Source organism: Pseudomonas sp. Pseusp10, from assembly GCF_059492225.1.
Genome location: NZ_CP168528.1, coordinates 2226822 through 2252505 on the forward strand (window position 1 = coordinate 2226822; position 25684 = coordinate 2252505).

15 protein-coding genes are annotated in these 25684 nt (G+C 61.6%); 6 read left to right on the top strand and 9 right to left on the bottom strand.

From position 1 onward, the window contains the following. The first annotated feature begins 202 nt into the window (after positions 1–202). A complete protein-coding gene (locus ACEN8Z_RS09995; protein ID WP_495597521.1) occupies positions 203–11887 on the top strand; it encodes a retention module-containing protein in 11685 nt (3894 codons plus the stop codon). A 167-nt stretch (positions 11888–12054) separates the two neighbouring features. On the opposite strand, the gene ACEN8Z_RS10000 is transcribed toward ACEN8Z_RS09995, so the two are convergent. From ACEN8Z_RS10000 to ACEN8Z_RS10020, 5 genes are all read right to left on the bottom strand, one after another. Beyond that, positions 12055–13278, bottom strand: a complete 1224-nt coding sequence (locus tag ACEN8Z_RS10000) for a carboxypeptidase regulatory-like domain-containing protein (RefSeq protein WP_495597522.1) — start codon at positions 13276–13278, stop codon at positions 12055–12057. Between the two features lie 102 nt (positions 13279–13380). Then, positions 13381–15351, bottom strand: coding sequence for a cyclic di-GMP receptor LapD (lapD, locus tag ACEN8Z_RS10005; RefSeq protein ID WP_495597523.1), 1971 nt, complete (start codon positions 15349–15351; stop codon positions 13381–13383). 22 nt (positions 15352–15373) lie between these two features. Then, the gene (gene lapG, locus ACEN8Z_RS10010) at positions 15374–16081 is read right to left on the bottom strand and encodes a cysteine protease LapG (protein ID WP_495597524.1); all 708 of its coding nucleotides are present in this window, start codon (positions 16079–16081) and stop codon (positions 15374–15376) included. Positions 16082–16190: 109 nt separating this feature from the next. Then, positions 16191–16586, bottom strand: a complete 396-nt coding sequence (locus ACEN8Z_RS10015) for a YbaN family protein (protein WP_495597525.1) — start codon at positions 16584–16586, stop codon at positions 16191–16193. 10 nt (positions 16587–16596) lie between these two features. Further along, positions 16597–17184 carry a UPF0149 family protein gene (locus tag ACEN8Z_RS10020; RefSeq protein WP_007975277.1) on the bottom strand — a complete coding sequence of 196 codons (588 nt, stop codon included), beginning with the start codon at positions 17182–17184 and terminating at the stop codon, positions 16597–16599. 390 nt (positions 17185–17574) lie between these two features. Here ACEN8Z_RS10020 and recQ point away from each other — a divergent pair, with 390 nt between their 5' ends. From recQ to ACEN8Z_RS10040, 4 genes are all read left to right on the top strand, one after another. After that, positions 17575–19701 (top strand): DNA helicase RecQ, encoded by a 2127-nt coding sequence (gene recQ, locus ACEN8Z_RS10025; protein ID WP_008002793.1) that lies wholly within the window; start codon positions 17575–17577, stop codon positions 19699–19701. A 119-nt stretch (positions 19702–19820) separates the two neighbouring features. Beyond that, positions 19821–20255 carry a MarR family transcriptional regulator gene (locus ACEN8Z_RS10030; protein ID WP_007975279.1) on the top strand — a complete coding sequence of 145 codons (435 nt, stop codon included), beginning with the start codon at positions 19821–19823 and terminating at the stop codon, positions 20253–20255. 127 nt (positions 20256–20382) lie between these two features. Then, a complete protein-coding gene (locus ACEN8Z_RS10035) occupies positions 20383–21636 on the top strand; it encodes a type IV pilus assembly protein FimV (RefSeq protein ID WP_495597526.1) in 1254 nt (417 codons plus the stop codon). A 33-nt stretch (positions 21637–21669) separates the two neighbouring features. Further along, a complete protein-coding gene (locus ACEN8Z_RS10040; RefSeq protein ID WP_008002795.1) occupies positions 21670–21957 on the top strand; it encodes an Rdx family protein in 288 nt (95 codons plus the stop codon). Here the strand turns inward: ACEN8Z_RS10040 and ACEN8Z_RS10045 are convergent. Continuing rightward, positions 21951–22844: a DMT family transporter gene (locus ACEN8Z_RS10045; RefSeq protein WP_495597527.1), complete on the bottom strand. Its 894-nt coding sequence runs from the start codon at positions 22842–22844 to the stop codon at positions 21951–21953. The two genes, ACEN8Z_RS10040 and ACEN8Z_RS10045, sit on opposite strands and share 7 nt — an antisense overlap. Before the next feature lie 71 nt (positions 22845–22915). Next, entirely contained in the window at positions 22916–23680 is a 765-nt protein-coding gene (locus ACEN8Z_RS10050; RefSeq protein ID WP_495597528.1) for a helix-turn-helix transcriptional regulator, read from the bottom strand. A 136-nt stretch (positions 23681–23816) separates the two neighbouring features. On the opposite strand from ACEN8Z_RS10050, the gene ACEN8Z_RS10055 reads away from it, so the two are divergent. Continuing rightward, positions 23817–24632, top strand: coding sequence for a UDP-2,3-diacylglucosamine diphosphatase (locus ACEN8Z_RS10055; RefSeq protein WP_008002799.1), 816 nt, complete (start codon positions 23817–23819; stop codon positions 24630–24632). 120 nt (positions 24633–24752) lie between these two features. Here ACEN8Z_RS10055 and ACEN8Z_RS10060 read toward each other — a convergent pair whose 3' ends face one another. Next, positions 24753–25343: an HD domain-containing protein gene (locus tag ACEN8Z_RS10060; protein ID WP_495597529.1), complete on the bottom strand. Its 591-nt coding sequence runs from the start codon at positions 25341–25343 to the stop codon at positions 24753–24755. Positions 25344–25370: 27 nt separating this feature from the next. Further along, positions 25371–25682 (bottom strand): Mpo1-like protein, encoded by a 312-nt coding sequence (locus tag ACEN8Z_RS10065; RefSeq protein WP_495597530.1) that lies wholly within the window; start codon positions 25680–25682, stop codon positions 25371–25373. Between the last annotated feature and the right edge of the window lie 2 nt (positions 25683–25684).

Below are 25684 nucleotides of genomic sequence, written 5' to 3' on the forward strand. Positions count from 1 at the left end.
TGCCATTGATTGCAGAGGGCTTTTCCCAAAACCGTAAACAGCGCCGTGAGCGACTGGCTGGGCGAGATCGTTGCCGGGGCTGTGGCTTACTCAAGTAAACCGGCACCCGGAACACGATCCGCCAGACAATCCGCTCGAGCCATGCGCACGTTCTTCGCACAAACAAGATGCCGACAGCGGTTGGCAGCGGAGGAAGTGCACCATGGCAACGCTCATCGGTATCGTCAGTAAGGTCATCGGCCAGGTGTTCGCGGTTGCGAGCGACGGCACCCGGCGTGCTTTGGTCGAGGGGGACCGGTTGTTCGCCGGCGACCAACTGAGCACCGGCGCTGAAGGAGCGGTGGCGGTGCATCTGCAGAATGGCCAGGAACTGACCCTCGGGCGCGGCAGCAGCATGCAGATGACTTCGCAGCTGCTCGCCAATCAAATTCCCCATGTGGAATCGTCTGAAGCGGTGACGCCGAGCCAAGCGCAGCTGACCGATGTCGAACAGCTGCAAAAAGCCATTGCGGCGGGCGACGACCCGACCCAGACCGCTGAAGCAACCGCTGCCGGGCCTGCCACGACTACCGGTGTGCCGGGCGGCGTTCAGGGCAGTGGCCACAGTTTCGTCCTGCTCGAAGAAGTGGGCGGGCGAGTCGACCCGACTATCGGCTTCCCCACTGCCGGTTTCAATGGCATTCCCGAACTTCCCGAAGAACGCCTGAACGCTAATCCGGACAACACTGTAGCGGCCGATGCGCCTGTGGTGCCGCCAGTGACACCGGAGGTGCCGAACAATCCGGTCACCTTCAATGGCCTGTCGGAGCAGAATGGCGAGCGGACCGTCAATGAAGCCAACCTGGCCGATGGTTCGGCGAGGAACGAAGGCTTGCTGACACGAAGCGGGACCTTCACCATCAATGCACCAGACGGGCTGACCAGCCTCAGCATCGGCGGGATCAATTTGATCAGCGGCGGCGTGGCGGCAGGTTTCCCGCAGTCGATAACCTCCCCGCTGGGCGGCACGCTGACCGTCACCAGTTACAACCCGGCCACGGGCGTGGTCAGTTACAGCTACACCCTCAACGGTGCCGAAACCCATGCAAGCGGCGAGGGTGCCAATAGTCTTGTCGAACACGTCACCGTGGTGGCCAGCGACAGCAATGGCGACAGCGCTACCGGTACGCTGGATATCAACATCACCGACGACGTGCCCAAAGCAGTCGATGACAACAATGGCACTGCCTCGGAAACCCTGCTGACCCTCAACGGCAACGTGTTGAGCAACGACGTGCAAGGCGCCGACCGGGTGCCGCTCGGGGAAAATAGCGGACCGATCACCCCCGGCACTTTCACCGGCACTTACGGCACCCTGGTGCTCAATGCCAACGGCACCTACACCTACACCCTGAACACCAGCGATGCCGATTTCAAGGCGTTGCACGGCGGCGGTGACGGTACGGAGACCTTCACCTATACGCTGACGGACGCCGATGGTGACAGCAGCAGCGCCAACCTGGTGCTGCAGATTCACAACAACGATGACCCGATCACGATTGGCGGTTTGAATGCTCAGGGTGGCGAACTCACCGTCTTCGAGAAAAACCTCAGCGACGGCAGCGCACCGAGTGCCTCGGCCCTGACCCAGAGCGGCACCTTCACCGTCACCGCGCTGGACGGCGTGACGAGTCTGACCGTCGGCGGCATCGCCGTGGTCAGCGCTGGTGTGGCCGTCGGCTTCCCGCAATCGATCACCACGCCACTGGGCAGTACCCTGACCATCACCGGGTTCAATGCGGCGACCGGGGTCGTGAGCTACAGCTACACCCTCAACGACAACGAAACCCACCCGACCGCCAACGGCGCCAACAGCCTGCCCGAACAGTTCGCCGTGACCGTGGTCGACGACAACGGCAGCACGGCCATCGGTTCACTGGACGTGAACATCGTCGACGACCTGCCGCAAGGCGTGGACGACAGCAACACCAGTACCGCCTCGGAAACCCTGCTGACCCTCAACGGCAACGTGTTGAGCAACGACGTGCAAGGCGCCGACCGGGTCGCGCTCGGGGAAAACAGCGGGCCGATCACCCCCGGTACCTTCACCGGCACGTACGGCACGTTGGTGCTGAATGCCAACGGCACCTACACCTACACCCTCAACACCAGCGATGCCGACTTCAAGGCGTTGCACGGCGGCGGCGACGGTACGGAAACCTTCACCTATACGCTGACGGACGCCGATGGCGACAGCAGCACCGCCAACCTGGTGCTGCAGATCCACAACAACGATGACCCGATCACGATTGGCGGTTTGAATGCTCAGGGTGGCGAACTCACCGTCTTCGAGAAAAACCTCAGCGACGGCAGCGCACCGGACTCCACAGCGTTGACCCAGAGCGGCACCTTCACCGTCACCGCGCTGGATGGCGTAACGAGCCTGACCGTCGGCGGGATCGCCGTGGTCAGTGCTGGTGTGGCCGCCGGCTTCCCGCAATCGATCACCACCCCGCTGGGCAGCACCCTGACCATCACCGGGTTCAACGCCGCCACCGGGGTCGTCAGCTACAGCTACACCCTCAACGACAACGAAACGCACCCGACCGCCAACGGCGCCAACAGCCTGCCCGAACAGTTCGCCGTGACCGTGGTCGACGACAACGGCAGCACTGCCACGGGTAGCCTCGACGTGAACATCGTCGACGACCTGCCGCAAGGGGTGGACGACAGCAACACCAGTACCGCCTCGGAAACTCTGTTGACCCTCAACGGCAACGTGCTGAGCAATGATGTGCAAGGCGCTGACCGCGTGCCGCTCGGCGAAAACGCCGGCCCGATCACCCCCGGCACTTTCACCGGCACGTACGGCACGTTGGTGCTGAATGCCAACGGCACTTACACCTACACCCTCAATACCAGCGACGCCGATTTCAAAGCCCTGCACGGCGGCGGCGACGGTACCGAAACCTTCAGCTATACGTTGACGGACGCCGACGGTGACACCAGCACGGCGAACCTGGTGCTGCAGATCCACAACAACGATGACCCGATCACGATTGGTGGTTTGAACATTGAGGGCGGCGAGTTGACCGTCTTCGAGAAGAACCTCAGCGACGGCAGCGCACCGGATGCCACGGCCCTGACCCAGACCGGCACGTTCACCGTCACCGCGCTGGACGGAGTGACGACGCTGAGCGTCGGCGGCATTGCCGTGGTCAGCGCTGGCGTGGCTGCGGGCTTCCCGCAGTCGATCACCACGCCGCTGGGCAGCACGCTGACCATCACCGGCTTCAACGCCGCCACGGGCGTCGTCAGTTACAGCTACACCCTCAACGCTAACGAAGCCCATCCAACCGCCAACGGTGCCAACAACCTGCCTGAGCAGTTCGCCGTGACCGTGGTCGACGACAACGGCAGCACCGCCACCGGTTCACTGGACGTGAACATCGTCGATGACCTGCCGCAAGGCGTGAATGACACGAACGCTTCGACGGCCTCGGAAACCCTGCTGACGTTGAGCGGCAACGTGCTGAGCAACGACGTGCAAGGCGCCGACCGGGTAACCCTCGGCGAAAATGCCGGCCCGATCACTCCCGGCACCTTCACCGGCACGTACGGCACCCTGGTGCTGAATGCCAACGGCACCTACACCTACACCCTCAACACCAGCGATGCCGATTTCAAGGCGTTGCACGGCGGCGGCGACGGTACGGAAACCTTCACCTATATGCTGACGGACGCTGATGGCGACAGCAGCACCGCCAACCTGGTGCTGCAGATCCACAACAACGACAATCCGGTGACCCTCAACGGCCTCGACGTGTATGGCGGTGAGCTGACGGTCTACGAGAAAAACCTCAGCGACGGCAGCAACCCCAACGCGTCAGTCCTGACCCAGAGCGGCACCTTCACTGTCACCGCGCTGGATGGCGTGACGACGCTGACCGTCGGCGGCATTGCCGTGGTCAGCGCTGGCGTGGCCGCCGGCTTCCCGCAATCGATCACCACGCCGCTGGGCAGCACGCTGACCATCACCGGGTTCAACGCCGCCACCGGTGTCGTCAGTTACAGCTACACCCTGGTGGATAACGAAGCGCACCCGACCGCCAACGGCGCCAACACCCTGCCCGAGCAGTTCGCCGTGACCGTGGTCGACGACAACGGCAGCACGGCCACCGGTAGCCTCGACGTGAACATCGTCGACGACCTGCCGCAAGGCGTGGACGACAGCAACACCAGCACCGCTTCGGAAACCCTGTTGACCCTCAACGGCAACGTGTTGAGCAACGACGTGCAAGGCGCTGACCGCGTACCGCTCGGCGAAAACGCCGGGCCGATCACCCCCGGCACTTTCACCGGCACGTACGGCACCCTGGTGCTGAATGCCAACGGCACCTACACCTACACCCTCAACACCAGCGATGCCGATTTCAAGGCGTTGCACGGCGGCGGCGACGGTACGGAAACCTTCACCTATACGCTGACGGACGCTGATGGCGACAGCAGCACCGCCAACCTGGTGCTGCAGATCCACAACAACGATGACCCGATCACGATTGGCGGTTTGAATGCTCAGGGTGGCGAACTCACCGTCTTCGAGAAAAATCTCAGCGACGGCAGCGCACCGAGTGCCACCGCGCTGACCCAGAGCGGCACCTTCACCGTCACCGCGCTGGACGGCGTGACGAGCCTCACCGTCGGCGGCATCGCCGTGGTCAGCGCTGGTGTGGCCGTCGGCTTCCCGCAATCGATCACCACGCCACTGGGCAGCACCCTGACCGTCACCGGGTTCAACGCGGCCACCGGCGTCGTCAGCTACAGCTACACCCTCAACGACAACGAAACCCACCCGACCGCCAACGGCGCCAACAGCCTGCCCGAGCAGTTCGCCGTGACCGTGGTCGACGACAACGGCAGCACGGCCACCGGTAGCCTCGACGTGAACATCGTCGACGACCTGCCGCAAGGGGTGAATGACACGAATGCTGCGACCGCTTCGGAAACCCTGTTGACCCTCAACGGCAACGTGTTGAGCAACGACGTGCAAGGCGCTGACCGCGTACCGCTCGGCGAAAACGCCGGGCCGATCACCCCCGGCACTTTCACCGGCACGTACGGCACCCTGGTGCTGAATGCCAACGGCACCTACACCTACACCCTCAACACCAGCGATGCCGATTTCAAGGCGTTGCACGGCGGCGGCGACGGTACGGAAACCTTCACCTATACGCTGACGGACGCTGATGGCGACAGCAGCACCGCCAACCTGGTGCTGCAGATCCACAACAACGATGACCCGATCACGATTGGCGGTTTGAATGCTCAGGGTGGCGAACTCACCGTCTTCGAGAAAAATCTCAGCGACGGCAGCGCACCGAGTGCCACCGCGTTGACCCAGAGCGGCACCTTCACCGTCACCGCGCTGGACGGCGTGACGAGCCTGACCGTGGGCGGGATCGCCGTGGTCAGCGCTGGCGTGGCCGTCGGCTTCCCGCAATCGATCACCACGCCACTGGGCAGCACCCTGACCATCACCGGGTTCAACGCCGCCACCGGTGTCGTCAGTTACAGCTACACCCTCAACGACAACGAAACCCACCCGACCGCCAACGGCGCCAACAGCCTGCCCGAGCAGTTCGCCGTGACCGTGGTCGACGACAACGGCAGCACGGCCACCGGTAGCCTCGACGTGAACATCGTCGACGACCTGCCGCAAGGCGTGGACGACAGCAACACCAGTACCGCTTCGGAAACCCTGTTGACCCTCAACGGCAACGTGCTGAGCAACGACGTGCAAGGCGCCGACCGGGTAACCCTCGGCGAAAACGCCGGGCCGATCACCCCCGGTACCTTCACCGGCACGTACGGCACGTTGGTGCTGAATGCCAACGGCACCTACACCTACACCCTCAATACCAGCGATGCCGACTTCAAGGCGTTGCACGGCGGCGGTAATGGCAGCGAAACCTTCACCTATACGCTGACGGACGCCGACGGTGACAGCAGCACCGCCAACCTGGTGCTGCAGATCCACAACAACGACAATCCGGTGACCCTCAACGGCCTCGACGTGTATGGCGGTGAGCTGACGGTCTACGAGAAAAACCTCAGTGACGGCAGCGCACCGAGTGCCACCGCGCTGACCCAGAGCGGCACCTTCACCGTCACCGCCCTGGACGGCGTGACGAGCCTCACCGTCGGCGGCATCGCCGTGGTCAGCGCTGGCGTGGCCGTCGGCTTCCCGCAATCGATCACCACGCCACTGGGCAGTACCCTGACCATCACCGGGTTCAACGCCGCCACCGGGGTCGTCAGTTACAGCTACACCCTCAACGACAACGAAGCCCACCCGACCGCCAACGGCGCCAACAGCCTGCCCGAGCAGTTCGCCGTGACCGTGGTCGACGACAACGGCAGCACGGCCACCGGTTCACTGGACGTGAACATCGTCGACGACCTGCCGCAAGGCGTGGACGACAGCAACACCAGTACCGCTTCGGAAACCCTGCTGACCCTCAACGGCAACGTACTGGGCAACGACGTGCAAGGCGCCGACCGCGTGCCGCTCGGCGAAAACGCCGGGCCGATCACCCCCGGTACCTTCACCGGCACGTACGGCACCTTGGTGCTGAATGCCAACGGCACCTACACCTACACCCTCAACACCAGCGATGCCGATTTCAAGGCGTTGCACGGCGGCGGCAACGGCACGGAAACCTTCAGCTACACCCTCACCGACTCGGACGGCGACACCAGCACCGCCTACCTGGTGCTGCAGATCCACAACAACGACAATCCGGTGACCCTCAACGGCCTCGACGTGTATGGCGGTGAGCTGACGGTCTACGAGAAAAACCTCAGTGACGGCAGCGCACCGAGTGCCACCGCGCTGACCCAGAGCGGCACCTTCACCGTCACCGCCCTGGACGGCGTGACGAGCCTCACCGTCGGCGGCATCGCCGTGGTCAGCGCTGGCGTGGCCGTCGGCTTCCCGCAATCGATCACCACGCCGCTGGGCAGCACCCTGACCATTACCGGGTTCAACGCCGCCACCGGCGTGGTGAGTTACAGCTACACCCTCAACGACAACGAAGCCCACCCGACCGCCAGCGGCGCCAACAGCCTGCCCGAGCAGTTCGTCGTGACCGTGGTCGACGACAACGGCAGCACGGCCACCGGTTCACTGGACGTGAACATCGTCGATGACCTGCCGCAAGGCGTGAATGACACGAACGCTTCGACGGCCTCGGAAACCCTGCTGACGTTGAGCGGCAACGTGCTGAGCAACGACGTGCAAGGCGCCGACCGGGTAACCCTCGGCGAAAATGCCGGCCCGATCACTCCCGGCACCTTCACCGGCACGTACGGCACCCTGGTGCTCAACGCCAACGGCACCTACACCTACACCCTCAACACCAGCGACGCCGATTTCAAAGCCCTGCACGGCGGCGGCAACGGCACGGAAACCTTCAGCTACACCCTCACCGACTCGGACGGCGACACCAGCACCGCCAACCTGGTGCTGCAGATCCACAACAACGACAATCCGGTGACCCTCAACGGCCTCGACGTGTATGGCGGTGAGCTGACGGTCTACGAGAAAAACCTCAGTGACGGCAGCGCACCGAGTGCCACCGCGCTGACCCAGAGCGGCACCTTCACCGTCACCGCGCTGGATGGCGTGACGAGCCTGACCGTCGGCGGCATCGCCGTGGTCAGCGCTGGTGTGGCCGTCGGCTTCCCGCAGTCGATCACCACGCCGCTGGGCAGCACCCTGACCATCACCGGGTTCAACGCCGCCACCGGGGTCGTCAGCTACAGCTACACCCTCAACGACAACGAAGCCCACCCGACCGCCAACGGCGCCAACAGCCTGCCCGAACAGTTCGCCGTGACCGTGGTCGACGACAACGGCAGCACCGCCACCGGTTCACTGGACGTGAACATCGTCGATGACCTGCCGCAAGGGGTGGACGACAGCAACACCAGTACCGCCTCGGAAACCCTGCTGACCCTCAACGGCAACGTGTTGAGCAACGACGTGCAAGGCGCCGACCGCGTACCGCTCGGCGAAAACAGCGGGCCGATCACCCCCGGCACTTTCACCGGCACGTACGGCACCCTGGTGCTGAATGCCAACGGCACCTACACCTACACCCTCAACACCAGCGATGCCGATTTCAAGGCGTTGCACGGCGGCGGCGACGGTACGGAAACCTTCACCTATACGCTGACGGACGCTGATGGCGACAGCAGCACCGCCAACCTGGTGCTGCAGATCCACAACAACGATGACCCGATCACGATTGGCGGTTTGAATGTTGAGGGTGGCGAGCTCACCGTCTACGAGAAAAACCTCAGTGACGGCAGCGCACCGAGTGCCTCGGCCCTGACCCAGACCGGCACGTTCACCATGAATGCCCTCGACGGCCTGCAAACCCTGACCGTCGGCGGTATCACTGTCGTCAGCGCTGGCGTGGCCGTCGGCTTCCCGCAAACGGCCGTTACGCCACTGGGCAGCACCCTGACCATCACCGATTACAACCCGTCTACGGGAGTGATCAGCTACAGCTACACCCTCAACGACAACGAAGCCCACCCGACCGCCAACGGCGCCAACAGCCTGACCGAGAACTTCAACGTCATAGCCACCGATACCGATGGCGACAGTGCGACCGGGCAGATCAATGTCAACATCGTCGATGACTTGCCGAGCGCCAAACCTGACTCGTCGTCGGTAGTGGAGGGCGGCACCGTCAACATCAGTGTGCTGGGCAACGACATCAGCGGTGCCGATGGTCCGGCGACGGTGGTCGGCGTGCGCGCCGGTAGCAATACCTCGACGTCGGCCATCGGCGGGTTGGGCAACCAGATCAATGGCACCTATGGCTACCTGACCCTCGATGCCAACGGCAACGCGGTGTATCACAGCAACCAGAACTCGGTCGGCGATCCGGGGGCCACCGATACGTTTACCTATACCGTGCGTGATTCCGATGGCGATGAAAGCACCACCACCATCACCATCGATGTGGCCAACAGCAACATCAAGGCCAACCCCGATAGCGATGTGACGGTCTACGAAAAAGCCCTCGATCTGAGCAAGGACGGACAGGACCTGGCCGCCGGTACGGTCACCGGCAGCGACCCGGGCAACACTGGCGAAACCGCGTCCGGCACCCTGGTCGGTTCCGTCTCGGGTGCCAGCGGTGCGCTCACCTACACGCTGGTCGGCAGTGCCACCGGTACTTACGGGCAAATCCTGCTCAACCCCGACGGTAGCTACACCTACACCCTGACCTCGGCGCCGAAAACCTCGCCGAATGCCAACGACGGACCGAACAGCCTGAGTGAAAGCTTCACCTACAAAGCCACCGATGCGCTGGGCAATAGCAGCACCAGCACCATCGTGGTCAACATTGTCGATGACGTGCCCAAGGCGGTGGCAACGGATCGCTCGGTGGCGGCAGTGGAGATCGATTCCAACCTGCTGATCGTGCTCGACATCTCCGGCAGCATGGCCGACCCTTCCGGTGTGTCGGGCCTGTCGCGGCTGGAACTGGCCAAGCAGGCCATCAGTGCCTTGCTGGATAAATACGACGACCTCGGCGATGTGAAAGTGCAACTCGTCACTTTCAGCAGCAGCGCCACCGACAGGACTTCGGTGTGGGTCGATGTTGCGACCGCCAAGACTCTGCTGGCCGGCCTCACCGCAAACGGCGGCACCAACTACGACGCGGCCGTGGCGACCATGCAGACCGCGTTCAATACCTCGGGCAAATTGGTCGGCGCGCAAAACGTCGGCTACTTCTTCTCCGACGGCAAGCCCACCGCGGGCCAGGAAATCGGCACTGCCGACGAGACCGCGCTGAAAGCCTTCCTCGATGCCAACAACATCAAGAACTATGCGATCGGCCTGGGCAGCGGCGTGAGCAACGCCAACCTCAATCCACTGGCCTATGACGGCAGCAGTCACACCGACACCAATTCGGTGGTGGTGACCGACCTCAACCAGCTCAACTCGGTGCTGTCCGGCACTGTGATCGGCGCACCGGTGACCGGTTCGCTGCTGGGCGAGGGCGGTACCTTCGGCGCCGATGGCGGCTTCATCAAAACCATCACGGTGGACGGCACCACGTACACCTACGATCCGAGCGGCAACAGTAACCAGGGCTCGCTGAATTTCAGCGGCGGGCTCAACCACGGCACGTTCAACACCGTGGACAACACGTTGAGCATTGCCACCAACAACAGCGGTACCTTGCAGATCAATCTCGACACCGGTGAGTACGCCTACATTTCGCAGAAAACCACGTCGGTGTTGATCACCGAAAACATCGCATTCACCGCCAGTGATAACGACGGCGACCTGGCCAGTTCGACGCTGACCGTGAAAGTGATCCCCAACTCGCCGCCAGTGGCCACCGATGACCACGTCATCACCAACGTGCTCTCGGGCACCGTTGTGGTGCCGGGCGAACTGTTGCTGGCCAATGACACCGACGCCAACGGCGATCAACTCTCGGCGACACCAACCTCGTTCAACACCGGCTGGATAGCGAAGGGCGCGGACTTCACCGGCACCGGTGCGATCAGCTTCGCCGGCACCAACAGCACCCCCGCCAACCAGAGTCTGGCAGACGTGCGCAATGCCTTTGCGGCCAATGCAGCGACCATGACGGCGCTGCAGGTGATCAGTGGCTATCTCGACAAAGCGAACAGCTCCGATGGCAACAATGAAGACCTCATCACGGTCAAGCTGAAACAGGGTGAGACGCTCAACCTCGATCACGACCTGGCAGCCGGGCACGTCACGATGGAGTATTCGCTCAACGGTGGGGCGTTCGTAAGCATCGCCGATGGCGGCACCATCACCGCAAGCGCGGATGGCACTTACCAGATCCACATAACCAACATCACCAACCCCGGTAACGGCAATACGAATGCGGCGGAAAACTATCAGCTGACCATGACCGTCAACTATGCCGGGGCACAAGATGGCACCCCGGACTACCACGGCACCTACACCGCCAACGACAACCATGGCGGCAGCGACTCGGCCAACCTGACCATCAGCTATCAGGATGGCCACACCCTCACCGGCACCAGCGGGGATGACGTACTGGTGGCGGGCACGGGCAACAACATCATCAATGCCGGCGACGGCAACGATGTGCTCACTGCCGGCTCCGGCAACAACGATCTGCATGGCGGTGCCGGCAATGATTTGCTCTTCAGCGGCCCGGGCAATGACATCCTCGATGGCGGCACGGGCATCGACACGGCCAGTTACGCCCACGCCACCGCCGGGGTGACGGTCGACCTCAGCCTGCTCACTGTGCAGAACACCCTGGGGGCGGGCACGGACACCCTGACCGGTATCGAAAACCTCAGCGGTTCGAACTTCAACGACACCCTGGCCGGTGACAACAACAGCAACGTGATCAACGGTGGCCTGGGCAACGACATCCTCAATGGCGGGGGCGGCGATGACTGGCTGATCGGTGGCCTGGGCAACAACACCCTCACCGGCGGGGCGGGAGCCGACACCTTCCAGTGGCTCAAGGGCAACAGTGGTCATGACCTGATCACCGACTTCACGCCCGGCACTGACAAGCTCGATCTGTCGCAACTGTTGCAAGGGGAAAACGGCACCACGGCTTCGCTGGATGACTACCTGCACTTCACCGTCACCGGCAGCGGGCCGTCGACGGTGACCAGCATCGACGTCAGCGCCATGGCCGGTGCCGCCCCGAACCAGACCATCGACCTGGCCGGCGTCAACCTGGCCAGCCATTACGGTGTAACGCCGGGGGCGGGTGGGGTGATCGCGGGCGGGCATGACACGGCGACCATCATCAACGGCATGCTCAACGATCATTCGTTGAAGGTGGATACGGTGTGAGCTGAAAGCCTGGACGAAAAAATCCGTCATTCCTGTGTAAGGGATGGCGGGTTTTAATGGCTTGGTATAAAGGAATGAAAAAACCGCGTTAAGCGGTTTTTTCATTCAATAGTTTCTAACCAGGGCTCTGCCTGGCCACTGGAGTCTTTAACGCTTCCGATGACTGCTTATACGTGCAGTACCCCGGTAGTAATCGTCCAGGGATTAGACTCTGAGTTGTCACCATGGTCTGCCACCGCGATGAATTGATAAGTGGTTTCGTATTCCAGGCGTGTAACCAATCTGGCCCATTTACCCGTATCGTCGGTCGGTTCCGGCCTCGGCTCGGTGACGCCATTGATCTTTAGCTTGATCTGCGCTGACAGGGCCGCATCACCCCTGACAATTACATAGTTGTATGGGGTGTTACCGTTGTCCTCGATCAGGCCGTCCGAATCGTACACGCGGGTATTGTGCGGTTTGATGGTGGATTCCACGGTAAAGGTGCGGGGCGGGGCGGTGATTTCCCCATCGCCATAGTCCGCCTTGGCAGCGAGGCTGTAGTCGCCGTCTGTCACATCGAGCAGAATTTTCCAGGCACCATCGCCGGGATCAGCAGTTGCGACGGCATCTTTTATGGGGGCGCCGTCATTGAGTAGCTGAATGCACTCACCGGGCATGGCATGCCCCTTGATGATCAACTGACTCTTGTCGGTGGTGCCAGCTTCAGGAACAGAAGGGCCGCCTTCGGATTCGAGGACGTCATCCAGGCTCAGTTCCACATCCAATACGACGCGGAAGGTGAACGCGCTGGACTCTTTGCCATTGGCGGCCCTGATCTTGATGCTGAAGTTGCCAGCGGTAAGCCCGTCGAAGGTGAGTTTGAACAGCCCGTCACGATCGACAGTGGCTTTCTTGCCCGTGGAGGTGTCGCCGTTGAACGCTTCTACTTCCATACCGGGAGGTGCGTAGCCGGAGAACTTCAGCGAGTCGCCGTCGTAGGTATCGCCATCTTGAATCAGGCCATCCTTGCCAGTGACTTTGTCGATGATCGGCGTCTCGGTCGCCCAAACGAAAATGTACTGTAAGGAAGAACTTTGAGGCGGTTTTTTTTCCAAAGCGTTAAGGCTGTAGCGCTTGAAGGGCATGTGCTCCGGCAGTGTGAACTGTTTGGTCCAGTCTCCTGAATCATCGCTGGTCACGTCAGTGAATTTGAACTCGTCATCGCGAATCCAGAGCTCCGTAGATGCGCCGGCCGTACCCTTGAAATTCAGGGTTCTGTCAAAAGTAACGCTGTTTTTGCCAACGAGATTACCGCTGCTGTCTCGGACTTCATCGAAGGTTACTTTCGCTATTGCTTCACTCTGTGTGTTTGGCGTGATTGCCGAGGTTTTCGGGGGTTTAGCGGTCATGATAACTCCGGGTATTGAAAAAGTTTGGGTGCCGGAGTGATTTAAAACCTCGTCAGATAGCCTGCCTACTGTCCTAAGTAACAGGTGCAAGTTGGTTTCCGGTCAATGGTCGAGGTTGCATTGGAGGCCTGGCAAGCTTGGCTCCGGCGGCCCGATCAACCGCCCCATCGCGCCGAAAACACCCAGCTCTCTGATGGCCACCAACTCCCCCGACGTTTCGACCATCTCGGCAATCAGCGGCAAATCAATGCTGTGGGTCGCGCGAAAGATCGCGTCGATGAACACTCGCTTGTCAGTCTGCTCGTCGATGTTGCGAATGTAGGCCCCATCGATTTTCAGGTACGCCAAGCCCAAATGGGTGAGGTTGCCGATCTGGCTGAAGCGGCCGCCAAAGTGTTGCAGGCCGATTCGATAGCCGGTGTTCAGCAGGCTGTGACTCATACGCTGCAGCTCTTCGGGGGACGGCAATTGGCGCTCATCGATTTCCAGGGTCAGGAGCGGCGCCAGTTCCGGTAGGGAGTCGAGCAGGTCGAGGATTGTTCGCCATTGTACCGGGTCGCGCAGGGTGCTCCCGGACAGGCTCAGTGCCAAGGGCCTGCGGTTGGCCACCAGGTCGTCCAGCGTGGCCTCGAGCATCGTCAGGTCGAAGCGTGCCGACCAGCCGAGACGCTCGATCCACGGCAGGAAATGCCCGGCGGCAATCGCCTCGCCCTGTGGGTCGAGCAGGCGTGCGAGCACTTTGTAATGCAGCACCTGGCGGGTGTCGGCGCATTGCACGACGGGCTGGAAGTACAGCTCCATTTTTCCCTCGGTCAAGGCATCGTCAATCCAGGTGCGCCAATCGTGCTGGGAGTGATTCGGCGCGGTGTCACGGTGGCCCAAATACACCCAGGGTCGTTCGGGATGCTGCCGGGACTCCGTCAGTGCCTGGTCAAGGCGCAGGAGTACGGTGCTGACCGGTTCACCGGGTCGGTAGGCGACCACGCCCAGATGGGCGACGGGCATGCAATCGCTGGCGCCGGTCAGGCGCAGGTTCTCCAGGCTGGCGCTGACATCGGCGGCCAGGCGCGCAGCGCTTTCGGCGTCCAGACCCGGTGTCAGCAGGCTGAATTCGCCACCACGATTGCGCGCCGCCAGCCAGGTGCGACGTTCCGGCAGTTGAGTCAGGCGCTTGAGCAATTCGCCTACGGCACAGATCAGTGCGTCAGTCCGTTGGCCGCCCAGTCTCTGGTTGAGCCCGTTCAGGTCATTGATCCGCAACATCAACAAATGGCCATCGCGGCTCTGTTCGCACACCCGTAAATGGTCGGCCAGTTGCTCGTCGAGCAGGCGCCGGTTGGCCAGGCCGGTGAGGCTGTCCAGATAGGATTCGGCCCGCAGTTTTTCGCTGCGCGCAGCCTCTTCGACAAACAGCGCCTTGAGCTTCTCGACCATCTGGTTCATCGCCAGCACCACTCGTTTCAATTCCGGTGTCCGTGGCAGTTTCGACAGGCTGAGAAATTCGCGTTTACTGATGGCCTCAGCTTGTCGGACCATGCTGTCGAGTGGGCGAAATTGCCTGCGCAGCATCCATCCTCCAATCACGGCACTGAACAGCCCGCACAACAGCAACCAGATCAGACTGCCGAGGGTACTGTCCCAGAGCTTGGCCAGGGCGAATTGCGGATTGCTCAGCACTTCGACCCGTGCCAGTTGTTCCCAGCCACGCATGATCAAGGCGTCGCCACCTTCCGGGCGCAGGTCGACCAGGTTGACGAACCAGTCAGGCACACCGTCGATTCTCGTCGGAGCGCTGCGTTCCACCAGGGTTTGCTGATCCTTGAGCCTGATGACGCGAATGCTGCTGAAATAGCCGCTGTCGAAAATAGAACTGACCATCAGCACCATCATTGCCGGGTCATCGACCTGTGCTGTCAGCGACAACCCCAGCGCGGTGGCCGCGTCCTGGGCGTGGGCGCGCAGCTGACTGAGCGTTTGCTCGCGGGAGCTTTCCAGGCCGGCATAAAAACTGCCACCGAACGCCACCAGCAGGAACAGGCAGATGGCCAGGAACAACTGTTTACGCAGTGTCATATATCGCTCCTTGCCATGGCGGCTAACCGTCGCCGATGTCGAACCCTTCTGCCTGCATCTTTTTCAACACGTCCTGCCAGCGCGACAGTTTTTTCGAGTCACTGCTGCGCTTGCCACCGTTCTTGCCCGGCAGGTACAGGCCTTCGGCGTTGAAGGCGTACACCGGCAGCAAGTCTTTACGTTGGGACGCGGGGCGGATATCGCCGATCAGGTTGTCCAGCACCAGTGGGTCAGCCGTGGGGGTACTGTAGAACGTCAGCACCATGTGCGCCTGGTTCTGGCTCAGGGCCTTGACGTAGGTGATGCGCAGTTTTTCGCTAGGAATGCCGAGCCGGCGCAGGCTGAAATATTTCGCCAGGGCGTAGTCCTCGCAGTCGGCGGCACCCTTGATCAGGGCTTCGACCGGCGTGGCCCAGTAATCGGTCTGTTGCCAGATGCGCGTGTCGTCCTGGAAATTCAACTGCTGATTGAAGAAGCGGTTCACCGCGTTGAGCTGCTCGGGTTCGGGGACGCCGCGTGCGCTCTGCAGCAATTGACTCCATGCCTCGATCCGGACTCGCGCCGGTCCAAGGGGGCCGTAGCGATTTTCAACGGATTGCAGAATCAGCGCAAAATCCCAGTCGGCCCGGACCCCGTTGAATACGGTCAGTAGCAAACCGGCCAGCAGTAACCAGCCGCCGAGCCGAATCCGGAGCGCTGGCCATCCTGGACTACGCAGACTGCGGGCCATGTCTGGCTGCTCGAGTGTAGGTTCGTGGAGTTTAGGTGGAGATTTTGCAGGGGGAGGGCAGGTCGTCGGGCGAAGGACGCTCACTGAGCTTTTTGTGGCGAGGGAGACTTCAGGATTTGTGCAGGGTTCTCTGGCGCAGGATATAAATCGTCACCAGCACCGCACTGGTCAACATGAAACCTCGAGCCCAGGGCAGCGGCACCAGATAACAGGAGAACAGGATGCTCGCCCACATCAGGCCGATGGCGTAGACCTTGCCCTTGAGCGGGATGCCGTTGCCATCGAGGTAATCGCGGATCCATGGACCAAGCCGTGGATGCTCAACCAGCCATTGATAGAAACGCGGGGAACTGCGGGCGAAGCAGGCGGCCGCCAGTAGCAGGAAGGGGGTGGTGGGCAATACCGGCAGGAAAATCCCGATCACCCCCAGCGCTACGCTCAGCCAGCCGATGGTCAGCAGCACGTAGCGCAACATCAGGGGGCGGTTGCCTATGGGGTTGTCCATAGGCAGAACCTTAGTGGTGACGGGGCTTGAGAATCGCCGGTTTTTCGTCAGGTGCGTTGCACAGCAGGTACAGCGCGGTCAGGGCTTCCGGGATCTGCACGATCATGTCGTCCATCAGGTTGGCATCGGCGGCAATGTCGGAGAACTCCGGTTGCTCGTCGAACAGGCCCGAACCGACCATGATCGGCAGCAGCATTTCGCTGACTTCGTCTTCGGCGGTTTCGAACCAGGCTTCTTCGCGCAGGAACACGCCTTCCATGAAACCGATGCACCAGCCGCGCAGTTCAGAATCGTCCGGGTCGTCACCCAGATCGAGGTCGCACGGCAGCTCGAACTCTTCGTCGGAGGCCAGTTGGCGGGCGATGTGGGCCTTGAGGCCGATCAGCGTGGCTTCGATCTCTTCGCGTTGGGCTTCGCCGCTGTAATGCGGCTCTTCGGCGAAGAGAGCGTCGATCCATTCACGGTCGGGAACCACTTCGGAACAGATCGACAGCGCGGTGAGGTAGCCGTGGGCGGCCACGTAGTCCAGCGCCTCGTCATGCAGTTCATCAGCGTCGAGGAAGACTTGCAGGCGGGTTAGTTGCTCAGCGAAGGACATTAAAGGACTACCTTGGGGAATGTTCGATGCGGGAATTCTAGGCCTTCTTGAGCGCTTGGGCCAGCCGCACGGCATTATTCCCTGTAGGAGCGAGCCTGCTCGCGATTGCGGTGGTTCAGGCGAAATCAATGTTGACTGTGATGGCCTCATCGTCGGATCGCCGCCCGGAGCAGGCTCGCTCCTACAGTTTTGGTATTGCGTGGGCGGAGTCTTATCAGCGGTGCCCTTTGCCGGACGGGGCTCGGGTATACTCGCGCGTTTTGTGATGCCCTGCTGGCGTCACGGCTGAAATGTGAAGCGTCATGCAATGCGCACTTACGATTTGTCGGTGCAATGTTGCGGGTTCTGAACCAGCCTTGCAGGGATGTTTCGGTGATTTTTGGAGTTCCTATGCTCGAACAGGCTCAACGCGTCCTCAAGGACATCTTCGGCTACGACAGTTTCCGTGGCCGTCAGGGTGCAATCATTGAGCGCGTAGCCAGCGGCGGCGATGCCCTGGTCCTGATGCCTACCGGTGGCGGCAAGTCCCTGTGCTTCCAGGTGCCGGCGCTGTTGCGCGAAGGCCTGGCAGTGGTGGTCTCGCCGCTGATCGCTCTGATGGACGACCAGGTCGCCACCCTTGAAGAGCTGGGCGTGGCCGCCGCCGCGTTGAACTCCACCCTCAGCGCCGAGCAACAGCGCGACCTCGCCGCCCGCATCCGCCGCGGTGAAGTGAAGATGCTCTATCTGGCGCCGGAACGTCTGGTCCAGCCGCGCATGCTGTCCTTCCTGCAGGGGCTGAACATCGCCCTGTTCGCCATCGACGAAGCGCACTGCGTGTCGCAATGGGGCCACGATTTCCGCCCGGAATACCTGCAACTGGGCCAGTTGGCGGAAATGTTCCCCGATGTGCCGCGCATCGCCCTGACCGCCACGGCCGACAAGCGCACCCGGGAAGAAATCGTCACCCGTCTGCACCTGCAAGACGCCGAGCGCTTCCTGTCGAGCTTCGACCGACCGAACATCTTTTATCGCATTGTGCCCAAGGAACAGCCGCGCAAGCAGTTGCTGGCGTTCCTCGCCGAACGCCGTAGCGATGCGGGCATCGTGTATTGCCTGTCGCGCAAGAAAGTCGAGGAAGTCGCTGCGTTTCTCAGCGAACAAGGCTTCCCGGCGCTGCCGTACCACGCCGGTCTGCCCAACGATTTACGGGCTTACCATCAGAAGCGCTTCCTCAACGAAGAAGGCCTGATCATGGTTGCGACAGTGGCGTTCGGCATGGGCATCGACAAGCCCAACGTGCGTTTTGTCGCGCACCTCGATCTGCCGAAATCCCTGGAGGCCTACTACCAGGAAACCGGTCGCGGCGGCCGTGACGGCCTGCCGGCAGACGCCTGGATGGCCTACGGCCTGCAAGACGTGGTGATGCTCAAGCAGATGCTGCAGAACTCCGAAGGCGACGAGCGCCACAAACGCCTGGAGCAGCACAAGCTCGACGCCATGCTTTCCCTGTGTGAAGAAACCCGCTGCCGTCGGCAAACGCTGCTGGCCTACTTCGACGAGGACATGCCCCAGCCTTGCGGTCATTGCGACAACTGCGTCGACGGCGTGCAGACCTGGGATGCTACCGAGCCCGCGCGCCAGGCGCTTTCGGCGATCTACCGCACCGGTCAACGCTACGGTGTCGGACACCTGGTGGATGTATTGCTGGGCAAGGACAACGAAAAGGTCCGCAACTTCGGCCATCAGCATCTTTCGGTGTTTGGTGTTGGCAAGGCGATGGCGGAGGGCGAATGGCGCTCGTTGTTCCGCCAACTGGTGGCCCGTGGTCTGGCCGACATCGACCTCGAAGGCTACGGTGGCCTGCGCCTGAGTGACAGTTGCCGGCCGTTGCTCAAGGGTGAGGTGACCCTGGAATTGCGCCGCGATCTCAAGGCGCAAACCGTGGCGAAAAGCAGCAAGAGCCAGGCGAGCCAACTGGTCCGTGGCGAGGAGCGCGAACAGTGGGAAGCCCTGCGTGCCCTGCGGCGCAAGCTCGCCGAAGAACATGGCGTGCCGCCGTATGTCATCTTCCCCGACTCGACCTTGCTGGAGATGCTGCGCAGCCAGCCGACCTCGCTGGCGGAAATGGCCACGGTCAGCGGCGTTGGTGCGCGCAAGCTGGAGCGTTACGGCGAGGCCTTCCTCGAGGTGCTCGGCGGCCAGGTCGAGGCGCCGAAACCGGTGGCTGACGTGCGTCATGAACTGATCACTCTGGCGCGGGCCGGGATGACGCCGGTACAGATCGCCGGACAGTTGCAGTGCTCGGAAAAGAACGTCTACACCATGCTGGCCGAAGCGATCGGCAAGCAGCAGTTGTCGTTGGAACAGGCGCTGGATCTGCCTGAAGATCTGATGGGTGAAGTGCAGGACGCCTTCCTCGACGGCGAAGGTGAGTTGCCGGCGGTTTCCGAGATCGCCGCGCTGTTTGCAGGCAGGGTGCCGGAAGGGGTGTTGTACTGCGTTCGGGCGGCCTTGCAGTCGGAATTCGAGATTTGAGGCACCTGTAGTGCTGATGTAACGATTCAGTACAGATCTGGCCTTGCCTCAAGTCGAGGCTCATGCTTAGCTGACTAATAATTAGTTTTTATTTATTTCAGTCTGATCATGAGTGTTTTATGCCGTTAACCGATCAACACCGCTTTGGCATGCAATTGGCCCAGATGTCCCGTGGCTGGCGTGCCGAACTGGACCGCCGACTGGCGGGTATGGGCTTGTCCCAGGCACGCTGGCTAGTGCTACTGCACCTGGCGCGTTTCGAAGAAGCACCAACCCAGCGCGAGCTGGCGCAAAGCGTCGGCGTCGAAGGCCCGACCCTGGCCCGTTTGCTCGACAGCCTGGAAAGCCAGGGCCTGGTGCAACGCCAGGCGGTGCTGGAAGACCGTCGGGCGAAAAAAATCGTTCTCTGCGCGCCGGCGCTTCCCCTGATCGAACAAATTGAAACCATTGCCACGCAACTGCGTCACGAGCTGTTCGAAGGCGTCGATGAGGCGGACTTGAAGGTGTGCATGCGGGTTCACGGGCACATCCTGGGCAACCTTGAAAAATCTTGAGGCATAACCAAACGCCAGGTTTTTGAGAGACCGCATTGGGCAGACTATAAGAACTACTCGGCAATATCGTGTTCGTAACGGATGTACGAACGCGTACGGGTAGTTTCTGTAGATCTCAAGGATGCTCATGCTCAAGTGTTGGCGTTTGGTTTTACGCGGTGGTTCTCAGTGGTTGCTGGCCGGGGCCACTGTCACTTATTCGGCATGGGCACCTGCGCTGGGCCTGGGCGAAATCACCTTGCATTCGGCGCTGAATCAACCGCTGCGTGCCGAAATCGCCCTGGTGGATGCGGCTGGCCTGGAAGAGGACGAGCTGTCGGTGCGCCTGGCAACGGCAGACGAGTTCAGCCGTGCCGGGGTCGACCGGGTATTTTTCCTCGACAACCTGAAGTTCACCCCGGTCCTGCGCGGTAATCGCTCCTTGATCCAGGTGACCTCCAGCAAACTGGTCAGTGAACCGTTCCTGAATTTCCTCGTGCAGCTCAATCAGCCCAACGGTCAGCTATTACGCGAGTACACGGTACTGATCGACCCGCCGGGTGCGCCAGGTGTTGTTCCCGCCACCGATGAACCGGTTTCCAGTTCTGCGGCGTCTGCATTCCCCAGTGTTCAACCGGTCGTCTTGCCGCCACCCGTGGCAAAGGCGACGCTGGAAACGGACGTCCCCGTGGTTGATTCCGCTGTCGAGCAACTGGCTGCCAGCACCCTGCAAAACCACTCGTTGCAAACCACTGTCGATGAGCTCAACGCGAAGCTTCAAGGCCAGGATGACCTGATCGCCGGCCAGAAAAAGCAGTTGGCTGAGTTGCAAACCCAACTGGCGGAACTCAAGAAGGTAAAGGCGCAACCCATGGCTTCTGACGCAGTGGCGCCAGCCCCCGCCATTGTTGAAAACCCCGGGATTGGCTGGCTGCCGATTGCCGGCGTGTCAGCGTTGATGGCGTTACTGGCGCTGGGCTGGTTAGTTCGCCGCTGGCGCCGGCAGCATCAGGCCACAACGCCAGTGGCTCTGCCGCCGCAGCATGAGCCGTTGGCTGAGCTCTTTACCGAGCCAGTAATGTGGCCCCCCGTCATGCAGTCGGCCACAGTGCATCACGACGGGGTGCCAGCCAACGATGGGCTTGAGTGGGGCGATAGTGGTCGTTCCAACCCGGTCGCTGCTGCCGTGGTGGTGGTTCCGGGTTTGGCGATGTCCAGCGAATCCGCCACTGACGATGAGTACCGGCTCAATCTGGAGGAGCTGTCGATGGCGTCGAGTTGGGATGTGATCAGCCCAAACGAGTACGAGCAGCCGGCTGCTCTGGCCATGATCGAGCCGGCGTTCGAGTTAGAGGCGCAACCCGCTTCGCCGTCCCGGCAGCCACCGGCCGGGCTATCATAGCGGCGTCGTCAAACTCTGGAGTTACGTCCCATCATGACCGTCAGCAAACCGGAAATCGTCATCACCTATTGCACGCAATGCCAGTGGCTGTTGCGTGCGGCCTGGCTGGCCCAGGAGCTGCTCAGCACCTTTGGTGATGACCTGGGCAAAGTCTCCCTGGTGCCGGGCACTGGCGGGGTCTTTCATATTTACTGTGACACCGTGCAGATCTGGGAGCGCAAGGCGGACGGTGGCTTCCCTGAGGCCAAAGTGCTCAAGCAGCGGGTCCGTGACCAGATCGACCCGGACCGCGACCTGGGCCACAACGACCGCACTCAGTGAGACGCAGCCTCCGCAGCAACGGCTTTCCTGCTGGAACCACCTGAGAACCTGCTGGACACCACAATTGCCACAATGATCAGCACGCCCCCGAGCAACATGCGCGGGGTCGGGTTTTCGTTGAACAGCAACCAGGCGACCGTGATGCCATAGACCGGCTCCAGGGCGAACACCACGGCGGCAGTGCGTGCCTTGATTACCGCAAGGCTGGCGACGAACAGGCTGTGGGCGACACCGGTACAGAACACACCGAGCAGGCCGATCCACAGCCAGTCGATGGCACGCACTTCGCTCAATTGCGGCGCCGCCACCGGCAGCAGGCACAGGGCAACCACCACGTTCTGGCACAGCGCTGCCTGCACGGGCGGGACGCGCCCGGAGCTGGCACGGTTGGTCAGCGACAGCAGGGCGAACAACAACCCGGAACCCACGGCCCACAGCAGGCCGGTGGTGGCGCCGCTGGCCAGATCAAAATCAGGCGTGACCAGCACCAGGCCGATACTCACCAGCAGCACCAGTACAATTTCATTGGTGCGAATGCGCTCGCGAAAGATCAGCCCTTCAAGGATCACGGTAAATGCCGGGAAACTGGCGAAGCCGAGCGTTGCAATCGCCACGCCTGCGACTTTCACCGCAATGAAGAAACTCACCCAGTGCCCGGCCAGCAACAAGCCGCTGAGCAGCAGTCGACGCCAGTCCACGGCCTCGAGTTTCTGCCAGCGCGTCTGGCTGGCGAACCGTGCAAAAAACGCCAGCGCGAGCACGGCGAAAGTGGCACGGCCGAACACGATGATCGCCGGTGACGCGGCAGCCAGTTTGCCGAACACGCCGGTCAGGCCGAACATCAATGCGCCGATATGCAAGGCGCCAAGGGCAGTACGGGGAGTCATTGCAATCCTTAACGACAAACGAACAGAGGCCTCATTGAAGCGCGTAATCGCCCATCAAGTCTGTCGGCAGACTATTGTCCTTTGTCGCCAGCCTCGCGTCGCAGTTTCCCGGGCGATACCCCGAACTCGCGCAGCACCGCCGCCGCAAAGGCACTCTGGGAGCTGTAGCCGACACGGCAGGCAATCTCACCGATGGGCAGCGCCGAGTTGCGCAGCAAGCCCACGGCAATATGCAGGCGTCGGCTGCGGATGTAGTCCATTGGCGTCTGCCCGCATTCGGCCACGAATCGAGCATGCAAACGGGCACTGGAGAGGCCTGCCACACGGGCCAGGTCGGCCACCTGCAGCGGATACGCCGCGTACTGATCGATGTGTGCATTCAGCGCGGCGTAGGGCAGGCGCCGACCGCCGAGCGTGTCGTGCCTGGCGTTGTTGAGACTGGCCAGTAACAGCACTGCGCCTTGTTGTGCGATCAGCGGATCGTCGACCGGACTGTTCGCCAGCCAACTGACCAATTGGTTTTGCCCGGCGTCCAGGGGCAGGCGGCCGGCGTTGTCGAGCAAGCGTCGGCTGGATTCGGCGTGATCACCCAGGGACTCAGCCACCCATTGCTCGCTGGGCACATCCAGCACCAGGCAGCGACTGCCATTGGCACTGCCGCAAGCATGATGGGCGCCCGACGGCACCACGACGAAGCTCTGCTGCACCACCTGGCTGCCACGGCCATCGACCTCGAAATCCAGCGCGCCCGAGAGCCCGAACACCAGTTGAGCGTGGTCGTGGCTGTGGACGATCAGGTCGTGGCTGTATTGGCGGAGCGTGAGGATCGGTCTCATCGCAGGTCTCCCGTATCAGGCCGCCAGTCTACACCCGGGCAGGCTGATAAGCGCTGTCACACGACTGACTTGGTGCTGTCATGGACCATTAACTCGGCCAGCGCAAACTTTATAAAACATGTCCAGAGGGTTGCCCATGACCAGCGCCGAGCTCGCCAAGCCCACTCGTAAGCAACGTGTGCGGACGCTATGGATTTCCGACGTGCATTTGGGCACGAGGGACTGTCAGGCTGAACACCTGTCGCAGTTTCTCAAGGGTTATCACGCAGACAAGATCTATCTGGTCGGCGACATCATCGACGGCTGGAAACTGCGTGGCGGCATGTACTGGCCACAGGCGCATACCAACGTGATCCGTCGCCTGTTGACCATGAGCAAGCGCGGCACCGAAGTGATCTACGTCACAGGCAACCATGACGAATTCCTGCGCCGTTATTCGAAGCTGATCCTGGGCAATATCCAGCTGGTGGACGAAGCCGTACACGTCACCGCCGACGGCCGGCATCTGCTGGTGATTCACGGCGACCAGTTCGATGTGATCACCCGTTACCATCGCTGGCTGGCCTTTCTCGGCGACTCGGCCTACGAATTCACCCTGACCCTCAACCGCTGGCTCAATCACTGGCGCGCGCGATATGGCTACGGCTACTGGTCGCTGTCGGCCTACCTCAAGCACAAAGTGAAAACCGCGGTCAGCTTCATCAGTGACTTCGAAGAAGCCATCGCCCACGAGTGTGTCAAACGCGAGCTGCACGGCGTGGTATGCGGGCACATTCACCATGCCGAGATTCGCAAGGTCGGCGAGGTGGACTACCTCAATTGCGGCGACTGGGTGGAGTCGTGCACCGCGCTGATCGAGCATTGGGATGGCTCGATCGAGTTGTATCGCCTTGCGGATGCCCAGGCGCGGGAGGCGCAGTTGAAGGCGGCGAAAGTCGCAGAGTTGGCCTGACAGTCATTCGGTGTTTGTACTGGCCTCTTCGCGGGCAAGCCCGCTCCCACAGATTCTGTGTTCGCAACAAATCTACTGTGGGAGCGGGCTTGCCCGCGAATGGACCGCGCAGCGGTCCTGTCAGGCCGGCGCGTGCTCTTGCATCGCCGCCTTGTAAATCGAGTTCCTGGGGTGCGCAAACAGCCGCTGCATCATCGGTTCGAAGAAGCTCAAGGGCAGCGTGTCGTACGCCGGATCAAACGCCGCCGCATCGTACCTGGCACAGAACTCGACGGTCGCCTGGTACTGCGGATGGTCCTGGAATTGCTCGCGCAGATGGCGATCCATGCCCAGGTGATGGAAGAAGTAGTAGCCCTGGAAGATCCCGTGCTTTTCCACCATCCACAAGTTCTCGGCGCTGACGAACGGCTTGAGGATCGCCGCCGCGATGTCCGGGTGATTGTAGGAACCCAGGGTGTCGCCGATATCGTGGAGCAGGGCGCAGACCACGTATTCTTCGTCGCGGCCATCGCGCCAGGCGCGGGTGGCGGTTTGCAGGGAGTGGGTCAGGCGATCCACCGGGAACCCGCCAAAATCACCCTCCAGTAACTTCAGGTGCGCGGCAATCCTTGTCGGCAATTGTCGTGCGTAGGCACTGAAGTCCGCAGCGATGATCGCCCAGTCTTCCTGCGTGCCGTCCTTCATGTGGGTGAAGCGGGCATTGGCATTCATAGGCAACTCTCTTGTGACGGATGTTCTTTAGAACGGAACGCGTCCCAGCACCATGTCCCGGTACATGACAAAGTCGCCGAGCAGGCTGTAGAAGGGGTGTTGGAACGTTGCCGGACGGTTTTTCTCGAAGAAGAAGTGACCGACCCAGGCGAAGCTGTAACCCGCCAAAGGCAGGGCCCACAACAGCATCCAGATGCCCCGACCAATGGTCAGCGCCAGTATCAGGATAACCAGCGTCGTGCCGATAAAATGTAGTCGGCGACAGGTACTGTTGCTGTGTTCGCTGAGGTAATACGGGTAGAACTCAGCGAAACTGCTGAAACGTTTGATGTTTTCCACGA